The organism is Pseudomonas sp. S1_E05, from assembly GCF_056337105.1.
On the sequence record NZ_JBFRHM010000001.1, the window covers coordinates 3,105,448 to 3,121,071 of the forward strand.

Annotated in this window: 13 protein-coding genes; all 13 read right to left on the bottom strand. The window is 60.3% G+C overall.

Features of this window, described 5'->3' with window-relative positions:
* Positions 1–25 precede the first annotated feature (25 nt).
* The gene (flgJ, locus tag AB4N33_RS14345) at positions 26–1,324 is read right to left on the bottom strand and encodes a flagellar assembly peptidoglycan hydrolase FlgJ (RefSeq protein ID WP_476457593.1); all 1,299 of its coding nucleotides are present in this window, start codon (positions 1,322–1,324) and stop codon (positions 26–28) included.
* Positions 1,325–1,335: 11 nt separating this feature from the next.
* The gene (locus AB4N33_RS14350; RefSeq protein ID WP_476458825.1) at positions 1,336–2,424 is read right to left on the bottom strand and encodes a flagellar basal body P-ring protein FlgI; all 1,089 of its coding nucleotides are present in this window, start codon (positions 2,422–2,424) and stop codon (positions 1,336–1,338) included.
* A gap of 27 nt (positions 2,425–2,451) precedes the next feature.
* Complete coding sequence (gene flgH, locus AB4N33_RS14355; protein ID WP_460117175.1) at positions 2,452–3,147, bottom strand: flagellar basal body L-ring protein FlgH; 696 nt, start codon at positions 3,145–3,147, stop codon at positions 2,452–2,454.
* Positions 3,148–3,199: 52 nt separating this feature from the next.
* Positions 3,200–3,985: a flagellar basal-body rod protein FlgG gene (gene flgG / locus AB4N33_RS14360; RefSeq protein WP_008055493.1), complete on the bottom strand. Its 786-nt coding sequence runs from the start codon at positions 3,983–3,985 to the stop codon at positions 3,200–3,202.
* Between the two features lie 45 nt (positions 3,986–4,030).
* Positions 4,031–4,771 (bottom strand): flagellar basal body rod protein FlgF, encoded by a 741-nt coding sequence (locus tag AB4N33_RS14365; protein ID WP_476457594.1) that lies wholly within the window; start codon positions 4,769–4,771, stop codon positions 4,031–4,033.
* Positions 4,772–4,962: 191 nt separating this feature from the next.
* Complete coding sequence (rffA, locus tag AB4N33_RS14370) at positions 4,963–6,108, bottom strand: dTDP-4-amino-4,6-dideoxygalactose transaminase (RefSeq protein ID WP_476457595.1); 1,146 nt, start codon at positions 6,106–6,108, stop codon at positions 4,963–4,965.
* A gap of 51 nt (positions 6,109–6,159) precedes the next feature.
* Complete coding sequence (locus AB4N33_RS14375) at positions 6,160–6,837, bottom strand: metallophosphoesterase family protein (protein WP_476457596.1); 678 nt, start codon at positions 6,835–6,837, stop codon at positions 6,160–6,162.
* Positions 6,818–7,795 carry an ATP-grasp domain-containing protein gene (locus tag AB4N33_RS14380; RefSeq protein WP_476457597.1) on the bottom strand — a complete coding sequence of 326 codons (978 nt, stop codon included), beginning with the start codon at positions 7,793–7,795 and terminating at the stop codon, positions 6,818–6,820. Before AB4N33_RS14380 ends, AB4N33_RS14375 begins: the two co-directional genes overlap by 20 nt.
* Positions 7,792–8,640 carry an NAD-dependent epimerase/dehydratase family protein gene (locus AB4N33_RS14385; RefSeq protein ID WP_476457598.1) on the bottom strand — a complete coding sequence of 283 codons (849 nt, stop codon included), beginning with the start codon at positions 8,638–8,640 and terminating at the stop codon, positions 7,792–7,794. The genes AB4N33_RS14380 and AB4N33_RS14385 overlap by 4 nt, the downstream gene beginning before the upstream one ends.
* Positions 8,637–9,365 (bottom strand): class I SAM-dependent methyltransferase, encoded by a 729-nt coding sequence (locus AB4N33_RS14390; protein WP_476457599.1) that lies wholly within the window; start codon positions 9,363–9,365, stop codon positions 8,637–8,639. Before AB4N33_RS14390 ends, AB4N33_RS14385 begins: the two co-directional genes overlap by 4 nt.
* Positions 9,366–9,410: 45 nt before the next feature.
* A complete protein-coding gene (locus tag AB4N33_RS14395) occupies positions 9,411–12,956 on the bottom strand; it encodes a glycosyltransferase (RefSeq protein WP_476457600.1) in 3,546 nt (1,181 codons plus the stop codon).
* A gap of 49 nt (positions 12,957–13,005) precedes the next feature.
* Positions 13,006–13,707, bottom strand: coding sequence for a WbqC family protein (locus tag AB4N33_RS14400; protein WP_476457601.1), 702 nt, complete (start codon positions 13,705–13,707; stop codon positions 13,006–13,008).
* A gap of 136 nt (positions 13,708–13,843) precedes the next feature.
* A complete protein-coding gene (locus AB4N33_RS14405; RefSeq protein WP_476457602.1) occupies positions 13,844–15,415 on the bottom strand; it encodes a sigma-54-dependent transcriptional regulator in 1,572 nt (523 codons plus the stop codon).
* Between the last annotated feature and the right edge of the window lie 209 nt (positions 15,416–15,624).

A 15,624-nucleotide genomic window follows, 5' to 3' on the forward strand; every position in this document is an offset into this window, starting at 1 on the left:
GGTTCAGACCTTAATCCTTGTGCCCTTATAAAGGCGTAGTGGAAACGCCCGCCGCAGCGTAGTTCTGGTAACTCGTCATCTGCTTGGCTATCTGCGAAATCTTGCTTGCGTAGTTCGGGTCGGTTGCGTAACCGGCCTTCTGCAACTCGCGTACAAACTGTTCTGGGTTATCGGCCGATTTCACGACATCTTGATAGCGATTATTGGTTTGCAGCAAAGTCACAAGGTCATGAAAACTGTCCTTGTAAGAGTCGTAGGAACGGAACTCGGCCGTCTCCTTGACCATCGCGCCATTCCTGAATTCGCTGGTGATCGCCCGCGCCGAATTGCCCGTCCAGTTGCCACTGGCCTTGATGCCGAACAGGTTGTGACTGCTGCTGCCGTCCTGGGCGCGCATGACCGATTTACCCCAACCGGTTTCCAGCGCGGCCTGGGCCACCAGATAACGCGGATCGACGCCGATGCGCGCGGCCGCTTCCTGGGCCATCGGCAGCATGGTGTCGACGAATTCGTCGGCAGAACCGAAGGCTTTCTTCGCCGGCGCCAACGGAATCTGCGCCATGGCCCGACCATGAATCTGCAGGCCACCGTTGGCGGCGGATTGTGCGTTCGCCAGCCAGTCGCCGTTGAACAGCGGGCCAGAACCGGTGATTGTAGAGCGCTCCGGAAGCTGAGTCTTGCTGGCTGCTGCGACCGTGGTCGCGCTGGCCGTCGTCGCCGAAGGCACCAGGCCCGCGAGCAAGCGATCAGCCAGTTTCGGCGGCAACGCCAGGCGGCGCTGATTGAGCAGCGCCATATCATTGCGATGCTCGCCCTCACCCGCCGCCTGCGGTGCGCGTACCGAGCGCGAAGCCCACAATGGACGCTCGCCATTGACCCGCGACAATGGCCCGTTGACGGCCAGCGTACCAGCGGCAATCGGGGTTTCCACGGCAGCTTTCGCCGCCGCCTGCTTGGCCGCCGATGCCGCTTCGGCTTCGCCCGGCGCCAGGGGTTTGTTCTTCGACATCTGGCGCATCAGCACGTCCGCCAGGCCGATACCGCCGCCTTCGCGAGACATGGAAACGGCCAGTTGCTGGTCGTACATTTCCTGGTACTGCTTGGCCGCCGGCGTGTTGAGCGGGTTGCCCTCGCCCAGGGTGTCAGTGGCCTTGCGCATGGACTTGAGCATTTCGCCGAGGAACAGCGACTCGAATTCCTGCGCCACCTTGCGCATGTTCGCATCGCTGTTCTTGTCGCCGACCTTGAGCTGGTTCAGGCGATTGAGGTCCGAGTAGGAACCCGAATCGCTGCTGCTGACCAGACCACTCTTGTACATATCCATGGTTGCCGTCCTCAGATCACGATCAGGTCGGCTTGCAACGCGCCGGCCTGCTTCAGTGCTTCGAGGATGGCCATCAAGTCACCCGGCGCCGCGCCAACCTGGTTCACCGCACGCACGATTTCGTCGAGTGTGGTGCCCGGGCCGAACTTGAACATCGGCTTGGCTTCCTGCTGGGCGTTGACCCGCGAACGCGGCACAACCGCCGTCTGGCCATTGGACAGCGGGCCTGGCTGGCTGACGATCGGGTCTTCGGTGATGGTCACGGTCAGGCTGCCGTGGGTCACGGCGGCCGGTGAAACCTTGACGTTCTGGCCGATGACGATGGTGCCGGTACGCGAGTTGATGATGACTTTCGCCACGGCCTGACCCGGATCGATTTCGAGGTTTTCCAGGATCGACAGGTAGTCGACGCGCTGGCTCGGGTCCAGCGGCGCGCTGACGCGAATCGAACCACCGTCGATGGCCTGGGCCACCCCTGGGCCGAGCATGTCGTTGATCTTGTCGACGATGCGCTTGGCGGTGGTGAAGTCCGAACGATTGAGGTTCAGGGTCAGGCTGTTGCCCTGGTTGAAACCGCTCGGCACGGCTCGTTCAACGGAGGCGCCGCCAGGAATACGACCTGCCGACGGAACGTTGACGGTGATCTTCGAACCGTCGCGACCTTCAGCATCGAAACCGCCGACCACCAGGTTGCCCTGGGCGACCGCATAGACGTTGCCATCGATACCCTTGAGCGGGGTCAGCAACAGGGTGCCGCCACGCAGGCTCTTGGAGTTACCGATGGACGAGACGGTGATATCCACCTGCTGACCGGGCTTGGCAAAGGCCGGCAAATCGGCGCTGATCGACACGGCCGCAACGTTCTTCAATTGCACGTTACCGGAACCTGCCGGCACCTTGATGCCGAACTGCGAGAGCATGTTGTTGAAGGTCTGCAGGGTGAACGGGGTCTGGGTGGTCTGGTCACCCGTACCGTTAAGCCCGACCACCAGGCCGTAGCCGATCAATTGGTTGGAACGTACGCCGGAAATGCTGGCGATGTCCTTCAAGCGCTCGGCTTGAGCGCTGAAGGCTGCACACAGCGTCAGGGCAGCCACCATAAGGTGTTTGAAATTCAACGTAGCCACCTAGAAAGGGAACAGCGGGCTGAGGAAGAAACGGTCGAACCAGCCTGGCTGACTCGCATCGGCAAACGAACCGGTGCCCGAGTAAGTGATGCGTGCGTCGGCGATGCGGGTCGACGAAACGGTGTTGTCAGTGGCGATGTCATCCGCGCGAACCAGACCGGCAATGCGCACCAGTTCGTCACCGGTGTTGAGGGTCATCCACTTCTCGCCACGCACGGCGATAATGCCGTTGGGCAACACGTCGGCGACGGTCACGGTGATCGAACCCGTCAGGCTGTTGCCCTGCCCGGCCTTGCTGTCGCCCTTGGTGGCACGATCACCGCTGTAGCCGGCCTCCAGGGTCAGGTCACCACTGCCCAGCGGGTTGTTGGTGTTCGGCACTGTCCCGAACAACGAGGTCAAACCGATACCGGCCTTGCTGGTCTTGCCGACCTGTGAGTTGGCGTTCTTGCTGGCCTGGGTCTTCTCGTTCAGGGTGATGGTGATGATGTCACCGACCCGGAACGCCTTGCGGTCGCTGTACAGGTTCTGCTCGAACCCGGCCTGGTAGATCGAGCCGTTATTCGCGGCAGCCGGCAATGGCGTACGCGGCAACACCGGAGCGTAGTAAGGGTCATTGGGCTTGGGCGTCGGGCCGACGCACCCTGCCAATGCGGCGACCCCACTCAGTGCCAGGACAGATACAAAGCGATTCATGACCCTACCTCACGGTGTAGCAGGCGACCTCAGGGCCGCCTCATAGACTTGATTACAGATTCTGCGTTACGAACGAGAGCATCTGGTCGGCGGTGGAGATCACCTTGGAATTCATCTCGTAGGCGCGCTGAGTGGTGATCATGTTGACCATTTCTTCAACGGTGCTGACGTTGGACGTTTCCAGGGTGTTCTGCAGCGTGGTACCGAAACCGGCCAGACCAGGAGTGCCGACTTGCGGCGCGCCGCTGGCAGCGGTTTCCAGGAACAGGTTGTTACCCACGGCTTGCAGGCCGGCCGGGTTGATGAAGTCGGCGGTCTGCAGGTTACCGATTACCTGGGAGGCCGGGTTGCCGGCGACCGTGATGGACACGGTACCGTCCTTGCCCACAGTGAAGGTCTGGGCATCGTTCGGAATGACAATGGCCGGCTCCAGAGCGAAACCGCTGGCGTTGACGATCTGGCCATTGGAATCGAGGTGGAAGGTGCCGTCACGGGTATAGGACGTGGTGCCATCCGGTTGCAGGATCTGGAAAAAACCGCGGCCGTCGATGGCCATGTCCAGCGGCTGCTCGGTGGTTTGCAGGCTGCCGGCATTGAAGTTTTTCTGGGTGCCGACGATCCGCACACCGGTACCCAGTTGCAGACCCGAAGGCAGTTCGCTGTCCTGGGTCGACTGGGCGCCTGGCTGACGCTTGATCTGATACAGCAGGTCCTGGAATTCGGCACGGTCACGTTTGAAACCCGTGGTCGACACGTTCGCCAGGTTGTTGGAAATGGTGGTCAGGTTGGTGTCCTGGGCGGACAGACCGGTTTTGGCAACCCATAGAGCCGGAAGCATTCGATTCTCCTCGTGCGCCTGTTTTACGGCGCGACGTTCTGATAATTAGCTGATCTGCAAGACCCGAGCCATGGCCTGGTCGTCTTCTTTGGCGGTGTTCATCATCTTGACGTGCAGCTCGAACTGCTTGGCCAGCGCCAGCACCGAAGTCATTTCTTCCACGGCGTTGACGTTGCTCGACTCAAGGAACCCGGACACCAGTTTGACGTTGGCATCGGCTTGCGCCGGCTGACCGTCCTTGGTGTGAATGGAGCCATCCAGGCCTTTGGTCATGTTCTTGAAGTCCGGGTTGACCAGCTTGATGCGGTCGACCTCGGCCATCACGCGTGGACCTTCGCCCATCGCACGAATGCTGACGGTACCGTCCTCGCCAATTTCAATCTGCTGCTCGGGCGGCACGGAGATAGGTCCGCCGTTGCCCAGCACGGGCATACCGTTGCCGGCGCGCAATACGCCCAGGGCATCAATGTTCAGGCTGCCGGTGCGCACATAGCTTTCACCGCCATCCGGAGTCTGAACGGCGAGCCAGCCATTGCCCTGCACCGCGACGTCGAGATCGCGACCGGTCTGCACCAACGAACCCGGGGAGAAGTCGGTGGCGGGACGCTCTGACATGGCAAACGCACGCGCCGGAAAGACGTCACCGAACACCGGCATCGAACGGGCCTGCTCCAGGTCCCGCTGGAAACCATTGGTGGAGATGTTCGCCAGGTTGTTCGCGTGAGCCTTCTGCGCCAGTGCATTCTGGCTGGCGCCGGTCATTGCCACATAAAGGTACTTGTCCACACTCTTTCCTCTGCATGCCGGGCGTTTGCCGCCCACTGCTGTATTACTGAGCCTCAAGCAATTTGCAGACCAACTTTGTTTCAGCGGCGTTGGAGCCGCTAAACAAAGGGGTTGAAGGGATCAGGGGGAGACAGGGGAATCTATCGAAGACGAAAAACCGGCGGTGTCATGCCGGTAAGAGGCAAGGACCGTCAGACCCTTGCCAGCGCACTGCGCAGAACACCCACGACCTGGTTCTGTTGCTCCCCGGACAAACCAAGCCATAGAGGCAATCGCAGCAAGCGCTCGGAATATCCATCGGTCACTTCCATGGAGCCATGCACACGGCCATAACGCCTCCCGGCAGGCGAAGAATGCAGCGGCACGTAATGAAACACGGCATAGATGGCCTGTTTCTTCAACTCGTCGAGCACCCGTTGACGATCAATACCCGGGGCGAGCAGTACGTAGTACATGTGCGCGTTGTGCTGACAACCTTCAGGCACTATCGGGCGACGCAACAAGCCATCGCGTTCGAATTCCGCCAGGGCCGCATGATAGTGCTCCCAGATCGCCAGTCGGCTATGGGTAATGGCTTGAGCTTCTTCCAGTTGCGCCCAGAGGAAAGCCGCGATCAGTTCGCCAGGCAGAAACGAGGAGCCGACCTCTTGCCAGGTGTATTTGTCGACCTCGCCGCGAAAGAACCGGCTGCGATCGGTGCCTTTCTCGCGGATGATCTCGGCTCGCAATGCCAGCTCGGGATCGTTGACGAGCAATGCCCCACCCTCTCCCGAAATGACGTTCTTGGTTTCATGAAAACTGAACGCCCCAAGGTCGCCGATGCTGCCCAGGGCACGACCCTTGTAGGTCGACATTACGCCTTGCGCGGCGTCTTCGACCACCGCCAGCCCATGCTTGCGCGCAATCGCGAGAATTGCATCCATCTCGCAGGCTACGCCTGCGTAGTGCACCGGTACGATCACTTTGGTCCGTGGCGTGATGGCTGCCTCGATCAGGCGCTCGTCCAGGTTCAGGGTATCGGGACGAATGTCGACGAAAACCGGCACCGCGCCACGCAACACAAAAGCATTGGCCGTGGAAACGAAGGTAAAGGAAGGCAGGATGACTTCGTCGCCCGGCTGAATGTCCAGCAGGAGGGCCGCCATCTCCAGTGCCGCAGTACACGAGTGCGTGAGCAATGCCTTGTTGCAACCAGTATTGGACTCCAGCCAGCGGTGACAATGCTTGGTGAATGGACCATCACCGGCAAGCATGTTACCGAACTTGGCCTGGGCGATGTAATTCAGCTCCTTGCCAGTCATGTGAGGCCGGTTGAAGAATATCTTTTCTTTGCTCATTGCGAACTTCCCTGGGTGGGCATAGTAATTAGTGGCGCAAGACACAACGTCTCAAAGTGTGCTGATTCGGCCACCTATCTGAGTGCCCTTATCAAGATTCTCATAGAAGTACGGAGTGAAGCCGGCCTTCTTCATCGCTTGCTGGGTTTCACCGATGTCGTATTCAATTCGGTACAGCTCGAATGCTTCGCCGTCCCAGGTCGCGAAACCTGCTCGAGCATCACCGTCCCGGGGCTGGCCCACCGAACCGGGATTGCAATAGGCCTTGCCCGCACCACTCCACAAGCACTGCACATGGGTGTGGCCCGATGCGAAAAACCGGCCAGGCAAAGGCATGAAGTATTCATTCGACGGCCGCAGGTATTCATCCAGTGGATCGTTCCAGCCGCCATGGACGACACTCAATTCACCCTGGATCGAGCGCTCTGCAAGGGAGTCCAGCCACGCCAGGTTCTGCGCCGTGATGACGCTGCGCTGATAGTCCAGGCAGGCATTGGCACTGTTGGAGCGAGGGCATTGCTCGCGCCTGGCCAGATACCAGTCATGATTGCCCATCACGGAAAAGATGTTGCGCTCGCGCAAGGCCTCACAACACTCGTTGACCTGACTGTAATAACCGGCCGTATCGCCCAGACAGATAATCCGCGACACGCCCAGCTCATCGAGCTTCGCAAGCACGGTCCGAAGGGCGCTGTAGTTGCCGTGTACATCAGAAATGATCCCGATCATAGACAATGAAGTCCTCTATAAAACGAACAGCAAAACCACTGCGGATCACTGGCTGGGCCAGCGTCTTGCCATCGAGGTAATGGTCCAGGCACATGGCGGCCTCGTTGTAGCCAAATGCGCGACGGATCGAGCTGGTCGAGGAAATGCGGGGGTTGATTTCGAGCAGACGCCAAGTGCCGTCACTGCCACGGCGGAACTGCAGATTGGTCGGCCCTGCCGGCTTGAACGCCTGGCACAGCCTGATGACCGTCTGGTCCAGCGAATCATGCTGCTCCACCCAAGCCTTGGCGGTGGAACCGTCCGAGGCCAGACTCCGGCGGAAGGTAATGATCGGCCCGGCACCTCCCCGACCGTCGCCAAACGCCGCCACCGTGAACTCATCGGCTGCGCTGCCGATGATCGGCTGCGCCATGAGATGGTCACCGAGCAGGGCTGCATGAGGGGCAAAGTCACGCTCTTCACGAACCCAGACCAACCCTTTGGAGGCATAGCTCCTACGCGGCTTGAGCAGGAACGGCAGGCCCAGGGCGGCCTTGAGCGAATGAAAATCTCCGCTAAGCAGCGTGGGAATACGACTGGCATCCCCCAGCGCCAGCAATGCCTGAGCCATTGCCCATTTGTCCCTGGAAAGTTCGATCAGGTTCTGGCTATTGAGCACGACCCGGCAGTCGAAGGTGGCCAGCAACGCCCGGTTGTCCGACAGCCAGTGAATGTCCTGTTCAATCCCCGGAATCAGCAGGTCAACCTGGTGCTGGGCCAGCGTATTGCCCAACCATTGGCCGTACTCCGGCGCAGAGGTCAACGGCGCCTGCTCGAACACATCGCTCCAGCCGCGCCCCACAGCGTCTTCGTAGATATCGGTGCCAACCAGGCGAACGGAGGGGTCCGCCGCACGCAGCGACTTAAGCAGGCCGTAGCCCATGATGGCGCCTACGCCCGTCACCATGACGGTCTTCATAATAGATTCTCCCGGTGTGCTCTCATCAGCTCGAAGCCCTGGCGAACACCGATTCGCGGGGTGAATCCAATGCACTCGAACAACTCACCCGCACCCTCAAAGAGTGGCAGATCGGGAATATCACTTTTTTCCACCAGGAAGCGGAGATCCAATGGCTTGCCAACCGCATCGAATGCAGCCTGGACAATCTCGGAAAGATGAAGGCTTTCAGGGTGTCCGCAGTTGTAAAAACCAGGGATACCTTGCTCCGCCAACCGGGCGCAGATCTCGGCCAGATCATTCAAATGCAGGTAGTTACGCCTTGCATCATTGCTGCCATACAACTCGACAGTTTGGCCCTCCCGGGCCTTGTCGGCAATGGCGTAGAGCAAAGGCTGATGAGGCTGGCACAGCCCCTCGCTGTCATAGACTTGACTGATGCGCAGCACCGTCAACGCCATGCCCCGCGCCTGGCAATAAAGGCTCGCCACTTCTTCGGCATGGCGCTTGGACAGCGAATAGATGCCAAAGTAGGGATCCGTTGGCTGATAGCAGGCCGAATGCGATGACAACAGGATGAAATGCCGCGCTCCGCATTGTTCGGCAAGGCGGCAGGCAGCCAATGCTCCCACGCTGTTGACCAGTTCGGCACGGACCAGATCGTCCGGTTGGCCGCCGCCGAAATCGGCAGCAGCGAGTACAACCAGGTCAAAGCGCTCGTCGCAATCGCAAGGTTCCTGACTGCTCAAGTCAAACGTGACATCGGCATCCCGACGCCCCGCCAACTTGACCTGCCCAAGACGTGACAACTCGCGGGCGACCGCCCTGCCGATGACTGACGTGCTTCCGATGACCAGGCTTTTCATGACGGGGCAACGGTCGCTTCAAGCATCAACGCACAACTGAGCTCCGGATAGTCGATGCCCACGGTGCACATGGCTGCCACCACGTCGGCACTCAAGTCCAATGCCTTCAATTGCCCGGTAGTGAATGGCTTGAGAAATACCCCCTCCTTGCGCACCACTTGGTATCCGGCGGATTCCAGTTCAGAGGTCAGGCTCTGAAGCGAATAGCTGCGCACATGACCCAACTCCAGATCACCCTGCCCCAGCGCCATCATGTCGCCGAGCAGCCCGGCGGCATGACCGAACCGCCGATGCAGGGACTCACCATTGGGCACGAGCACGAAGCAACGCCCGCCCGGGGCCAGGTAGTGCTTGAACTTTTGCAGGACAGCCTGCGGATCGTCGACATGCTCAAGCACAAACCCCATGACGATCAGGTCGAATCGCTTGTCGGTGTCGAATGTCTCGAAGTAACTTTCGACGATCTCGGCCGTATTGTCCGGGTATTGTGCCTTGAACTGACCGATCACCGAGGCGGAACCATCGATCACCGTGTGCTCACCAAAGAACTGCGAGAAACGATTGGTGCTGAATCCATGGCCAATACCGAGTTCCAGCAGGCTTTGCTCTTTGGTGCATAACGCCATGATACGCCGAGGGTACCAGTTCAAAATGATGTTGTTGTCATACGCATAGCCAAAGCTGTCGCTGTAGGCGGCGATAAATGTATCAAGGTCGTTGCTCATGTCACTGGCACTCCGCTGAGCGGCAAAAATAATAATCAGTATGCATCAATCGGCCAGCCAGGCTCGTCGCCAGGCCTCCAGACGCTCCCCCTCGAGCAGCCACTGTGCACGCACGGTCGACTGTAAGGCGTCGCCCAGCGTCGCCGAGGCGGCACGATCTTCCAGATGCAGGCGAATCGCCCGAATCCAGTCCTGCGCCTGGTTGCTCACCCGTGAAAGCGGCAGGACCTCACCCCCGACAAAACCCTGCACTCGACTGCAAATGATCGGATGCCCACAGGCGGCATGTTGCAGCACTCGCAGATCACCGGAACATGTATTGTTCAGGGTTTCTTCCATGGGCACCAGCGCCAGGTCCAGATTCAGTGCGGCCATGGCCACCGCCAACTGGCGCTGCTCGACGGCCGGGTGCAGCTCCTTCAAAAACGGTCGCATGGACTCGGGACAGTCGCCGAGCACCACCCACTCGACTTCGCCCGCCAGCGCAGGCAGCACATCGGCGAGCAGTTGCGAGTCCTTCCCACCCAGCCAGCCCAGGCGCGGCTTGGACGCCACGCCCCGCTGGCTTTGTATCCGTCCCCACGGAGCGGGCAGCAGGCTCTCCACCACGCGGATATCGTCGTGCTCACCCTGCAGCAGTTCGGCCAGCGCAGGCGTGCCGACCAGTACCCGATCGGCCTGCATCAGCCCTAAACGCATCCGTTCGAGCAGTTCATCGGAGGAGTAATCGCCGTTCAACTCCATGTGCGGCAAGTAACCGTCCAGATCGTAGACGATGAACGCCTTGGAAAACGCCCTCAAGCGCCGCAAAGTGGCCAGCCCGGCATCATCCAGAGGCCGTTGCAACACCACACTGGTCGGCGCCAGGCGCTCGATTTCCACGGCTGACAACAGACTCGAAACGGCCGCCCCGTCGACTTCCCCTGCCTCCAGCAAGGCCTTGAGCGGCTGAGCCAGTCGCGAGTGCCCCGGCGCCTGCTGGTCGGTGACACAGGCCAGCACCCTCGGCACGCTGCCTTTCGGCATTTGCCAGATCAGGTCATTGGTTTCCAGCACGAAGGCCTCGCCTGAGCGAAGCGAAAAATTGGCATTGTAGGACGGGTCATGGGCCAACTGCGGCAACCATCGCGCGAACAATGCGTCCTCTTGGTCGCTACTGGCTGAGGCGACGGGTACCGGGTCCAGCAACAGTCGCGCATAGGGCGTCCAGACGTTCAGGTAGCCAGCCTGCTGCAACCTCAGGCACAGGTCGACCGCTGTCCAGGGGGCCTGAGACGAATCGATATCGAAACCGCCTGCCTCCAGGAACAGCGCCCGACGCACCATCAGGCATTCGCCGCCAACTGCCGAGCAGTTCTGCTCAAGGCGAAGACGCCCCATGTAACCCGGCGCCTCGGACGACAAGCCTTCAAATGCTTTCCCGAGCGTCCCGCCCAAACCCAGCACAAGGCCGGCCTGAACGATGCGATCGCGGCTGTCCTGCAACCTGCCGCCCACGGCACCGACTTCCGGACGCTGGGCGTGATTGAGCAAAGCTGGCAGCCACTCGGCATCGAGCACAGCGCTGTGTGCATCGAGCCAGACCAGATACTCGCCACGCGCCTCCTGCGCCGCCGCATTGCACATCGCTGCACGAGGCTGGCCCGGCATGAATCGCAACACCTGGATGCGACTTCCCCCCATCTGCTCGATCAGCCCGAGCCACTCCAATAAAGCGGGTTCCTCGCTGCCCGGCTCGATCAGCAGGATTTCGTAGTCCACGGAGTCGGTGTGCGCAAACAGACTTTCCAGGCAACGCTGGAAGTTCGCCAACTGCCCCTGCAGGTAAATCAGGATACTGACCGAGGCCTGTCGTGCCTGACCGTAGTCGATACGATAGCGGCCCGGCTCGTTTTCCAGCGCGATGGCACGCGCCTGCCCATACCCACGTCCGTGAAGATGCGCCTCGATGACCGCGCGCTCGTCGGCACAAGCGGTTTTGCGCACCTCGTTGGCGGTCAGCAGTGGCTCGCTGACATGGCCGATGCTGGCCACACCCTGCTCGCCGATCAGGCGAAGTTGGTAGGCCAGTTCAAAGGCGCCACCACTGAAGTTGTCAAACCCGTGCAGGCGCACCAGCGCCTCGCGACGATAAAGCCAATGACGGGACAAGCTGGCCGGAAACGCCAACAGCATGTCCAGGTTCAGATCCGGGCGCAACGCGATGTCGACCACCCCGCCACCGACACGCAATGCCTCGTCGGCGTACACCGCCAGGCAAGTGTCGGGCGCTTCGAGCAGATTCAGGGCCGTTACCAGCAACCCGGGGGCGATGATCTCCTCCCCGGCGTCGATCAGCAGCAACCAGTCGCTCTGATTGTTTTCGAGCCAGCCATTGATCGCGGCGGCCGGCTGCTTCGGCTCACAGGCCAGCCATTGAACATTGGCACGCCCCGGATCAGCGCTGCCCATCACGCAGACATGCACACGCGGGTACAGTTGCTCATCCAGGCTGTCCAGGCTACGAGCCAAGGCCAACTGATCGCCATCATCGCGAACCAGTACGGTGAAGCTCGGCGCTGTCGGGCTCGCCAACCGCTCATTGATCAGGCGCAATTGCGGCGCGAGCGGGTAGCGCTGGCGCAACCAGTCGAGCATCCCCAGGCGGTTACCCTCCGCCTGGCGGGCGGCGCTGGCCTGGGTCTTGGCAATAAACACATCGAGTTGCTGCCAGAAAGACGCCGTACGCTCGACGTAACGATGCAAGGCATCACCCAGGGTTGACCGGGCGATGGCCAATGGCTGCGGTTGATCGAACATGGCAAAGCCGGTACTGCCGAAGAAACTGGTATCGAGCACCTGCTGGTCGATGCCATGCCCTGGCATGAAGATCACCGGACACCCACACATCGCCGCCATCACGCACGTCATCGACCACTCATAGCTGTACATCACTTCGGCCTGACGCAGCAGCTTGGCCAGCTCAGGCAGGGTCCGGGGATTGGCCATGCTCAGAAGCTCGATATCCGCGGGCAGTTGCGAGTAGTCGATTTTCTCGAGCGGGTGACGGTTCTGGTACAGGTACGCGCCCTTGCGCACGGTGTCAGGGGCGGTTGGCGAAAACATTTCGACGTCGATGGCCGGCACGCACAACAGGTCGCCGTCCGGGTCACCCCGGTGCTCGGCGAGGCGAGCGGCGTAATAGAAAATCAAGTCGCTGGGGGCGGCATCCATGCCTTTTGCGGTGAGAAAGCCCTCAAAGTTCAGCAGAAATCGGGCCACGACCGAACAGTTGAGCGGGTTACCCGGGAACACCTCGGGATACACCGCAATCGGCACCTTGCCCATCGCCACATGGCGCTGGGCAATCGCCGAGGTCAGCACGGGCGTCTTCAGGTCCGGATTGACCACATCGTTGCCGCAGATGTAAGCCTCGCGCCCGCTGAGGTTGAGCATATGGCAGAGATAATGCAGCGTGACGACACCCGACGACGTCTCCCGGTAGGCAGGCGCCAGGAAATAGTATGGATGTTCGGGTTTGGCATACATCAGCCGCAGACGCGCCAGTGCCTGTTCGAGCGAGGGAGCGTCTAGCTGCGCTAGGTTCGACATCGGGTGCAATCTCCAAATCAAATCAAACAGGGGGACTGGCAGAGATTGCTCAGGCCACCCCTTTCTTCAGATAAGCCGATGCATCCGCGCCGGTATTGAACAGCAGGTCGATCACACTGAGCGCATGCTGAAATTCGCCGTACACCTGCGGATATTCGGGATAGCCTGCATAACTCATGTACGCCACGGTGATTCCATGGGCGGCGAACGCCGCTTCGTCGAGGTAATGACTGGCCGCAGGTCCCGAGAGGTATTCGTTGGCACCGAGGGCCCCGCATAAATGGATCAGGCGTTCGTTCCTGCCCTCCACGCCGCCCAGGTCCTCGGAGCGGTAGAGCGGTGTGTGAATGTCCAGCAGAGGGCACAAGCCTGCGATGAACAGGTGGTTGATGGCGCTCAGGTGGGTCAGGTCAGCCGCCTGCTCGTAGAGGGCGCGGATTGGCGACTCCATTCGAGAGAAGCATGCTGCACGCCGATAGCTCTGCTCGATGGTCTTCCAGTGCGCTGCGGCCCATCCCGGATCACTGATCTGCACTTCATTGATCAACTGACCGAGAAGCCCTTTCTTTTTGACCGGGATGCTCAACCAATGCTCGCCCTGAGCGGTCTTGATCTGGTTGCGGTTACGCCAGTCACTGCGGGTGTACTGGACGTCGTCATAGAGGACGAATGCATCGACACTGCGGATCAGATCGAAATAGCCCTTCCAGGGGATATAGTTCGACTGCACCACAGCAATTTTCTTTTGCATCCTGAACCTCACGTACACAGCGCAAACCGCAGCGTTGCCTAGTCAAAAAGTCGCCGCCAGACATGAAAAATCTGACAGGAACCCCGAACTAGCAAATCCCATACCACCCCCTCGGTTGAGGTGCTGACCGCCGGGATCAAGGCTCTGGGAGGATTTGGTCTACTTGTACGTCGTACGCGCGCAACTTATTGGCGATGGTGGTGTGCGAAACCCCCAACCGTTTGCCGAGTTGGCGGCTGCTGGGGTATTCGGCGTAAAGACACTCCAGCACCGCCTTTTCGAACCGACCGACAATCGCATCCAAACCGCCCTCCAACGAAAAATCGCCAAGCGGCTGACGCGCGCCATAATCCGGCAGGCGAATATGTTCGGCCTTGACCGTCCCGACCTCGCACAGCGAGACCGCCTGGAACAACACGTTTTCCAGCTGGCGAACGTTACCCGGCCAATGATAGTGAGTGAGTCTTTCCATGGCAGACGATGCCAGTTTCGGTAAAGGGCAGCCGATCTGCCGGCTGGCTTGGTCGAGGAAATGCTCCACCAGCGGCGGCAAACCGTCTAGGCATTCACGCAGGGGCGGAATGTGCAGCGACAGCACATTCAAGCGGTGATACAGATCCTGGCGGAACTCGCCACGGGCACACAATTCCGAGAGGTCGACCTGGGTCGCACAGATCACCCGCACATCCAGGTACACCTCTTCATCGCTGCCGACACGTCGGAAGCATCCTTCCTGCAGGAAGCGCAGCAATTTCACCTGCAGGCGCGGGCTCATTTCTGCCACCCCATCGAGAAACAGGGTTCCGCCGGCCGTCAACTCCAGCAGGCCAAGCTTGCCCTCGGCGCGCGCGCCTTCGAACGCGCCGGGGCCGTAGCCGAACAACTCGGTTTCGGCCATGGATTCTGGCAGCCCCGCGCAATTGAGCGCCATCAATGGCGACTGCCCGCGCGGACTGGCGAGGTGACAGGCACGTGCCAGCAACTCCTTGCCGGTGCCGGTTTCGCCCTCTATCAATAGCGGCGCATCCAACGGCGCCATGCGCCGGGCTTCGCGCACCACGGCAGCCATGACCTTCGAGCTTTGGAAGATGCTGTCGAAGCCGCGCAGTTCCTGCTTGCGCACGTTATAGATGCGCTCGCCCACCCGGTCGGCACGGTGCAACGTCAACACGGCCCCCGCCATGGCTTCGCTGTCGTCGTGTTCCGATTGCAAAGGCGCGATGTCAGCCAGGAACACATCGCCCTTGACCTTGACGCGCAGCCCGTTGATCCGCGATTTGTTGGCGCGCACCAGTTCCGGCAAGTCGAAGTCCTCGGCATAACGCGACAACGGAATGCCCGGCACCTCGTCCACCCGCACTCCAAGCAACTGCGCCGCCGCGCGGTTAGCCGCGACGATAGATCCGCCCATATCAATCGATAACACCGGAAACTCCAGCGCACCCAACAAGGCATTGAGTTCCATGTGCCGACGCTCGCTGGGCATCAGCCCTACACGCTTGACGCCAAAGACCCCGGCAATCGACTCGAACTTCGGACGCAATGCCTGGAACTGGAGATTGATCAGATTGGGGCAATGCAGATAGATCGCGTTGCCATGCTCGCCACCCACCTCACCGCGAGCCACGTTGATGCCGTACTCCACCAGCAGGTTGAGGATGTCGCGCAGGATGCCGATGCGGTTCTGACAGTGGACTTTGATACGCATGGGGAGCCTCGGATCTCGAGTGACCGACGCCCCGTGAGAGGAATTTTCTGCGCAGGGGGTCATTTAGTCGTAAAGATTACGTGACACTCGAGCCGCTATTCAACCCACCAAAATCGAAGCGGAGCTCAATGACAGCGACATCGTAACGAAAACTTTACAAAAACCCGCTCAACACTTCGCAAGCAATGGCTTCCCCGTACTGCAATGGC

Excerpts from the sequence above, each read along its gene's own strand:
- flgJ (WP_476457593.1), bottom strand. The coding sequence starts at position 1,324 with ATGGATATGTACAAGAGTGGTCTGGTCAGCAGCAGCGATTCGGGTTCC.
- AB4N33_RS14350 (WP_476458825.1), bottom strand. The coding sequence starts at position 2,424 with ATGGTGGCTGCCCTGACGCTGTGTGCAGCCTTCAGCGCTCAAGCCGAG.
- flgH (WP_460117175.1), bottom strand. The coding sequence starts at position 3,147 with ATGAATCGCTTTGTATCTGTCCTGGCACTGAGTGGGGTCGCCGCATTG.
- flgG (WP_008055493.1), bottom strand. The coding sequence starts at position 3,985 with ATGCTTCCGGCTCTATGGGTTGCCAAAACCGGTCTGTCCGCCCAGGAC.
- rffA (WP_476457595.1), bottom strand. The coding sequence starts at position 6,108 with ATGAGCAAAGAAAAGATATTCTTCAACCGGCCTCACATGACTGGCAAG.
- AB4N33_RS14375 (WP_476457596.1), bottom strand. The coding sequence starts at position 6,837 with ATGATCGGGATCATTTCTGATGTACACGGCAACTACAGCGCCCTTCGG.
- AB4N33_RS14380 (WP_476457597.1), bottom strand. The coding sequence starts at position 7,795 with ATGAAGACCGTCATGGTGACGGGCGTAGGCGCCATCATGGGCTACGGC.
- AB4N33_RS14385 (WP_476457598.1), bottom strand. The coding sequence starts at position 8,640 with ATGAAAAGCCTGGTCATCGGAAGCACGTCAGTCATCGGCAGGGCGGTC.
- AB4N33_RS14390 (WP_476457599.1), bottom strand. The coding sequence starts at position 9,365 with ATGAGCAACGACCTTGATACATTTATCGCCGCCTACAGCGACAGCTTT.
- AB4N33_RS14395 (WP_476457600.1), bottom strand. The coding sequence starts at position 12,956 with ATGTCGAACCTAGCGCAGCTAGACGCTCCCTCGCTCGAACAGGCACTG.
- AB4N33_RS14400 (WP_476457601.1), bottom strand. The coding sequence starts at position 13,707 with ATGCAAAAGAAAATTGCTGTGGTGCAGTCGAACTATATCCCCTGGAAG.
- AB4N33_RS14405 (WP_476457602.1), bottom strand. The coding sequence starts at position 15,415 with ATGCGTATCAAAGTCCACTGTCAGAACCGCATCGGCATCCTGCGCGAC.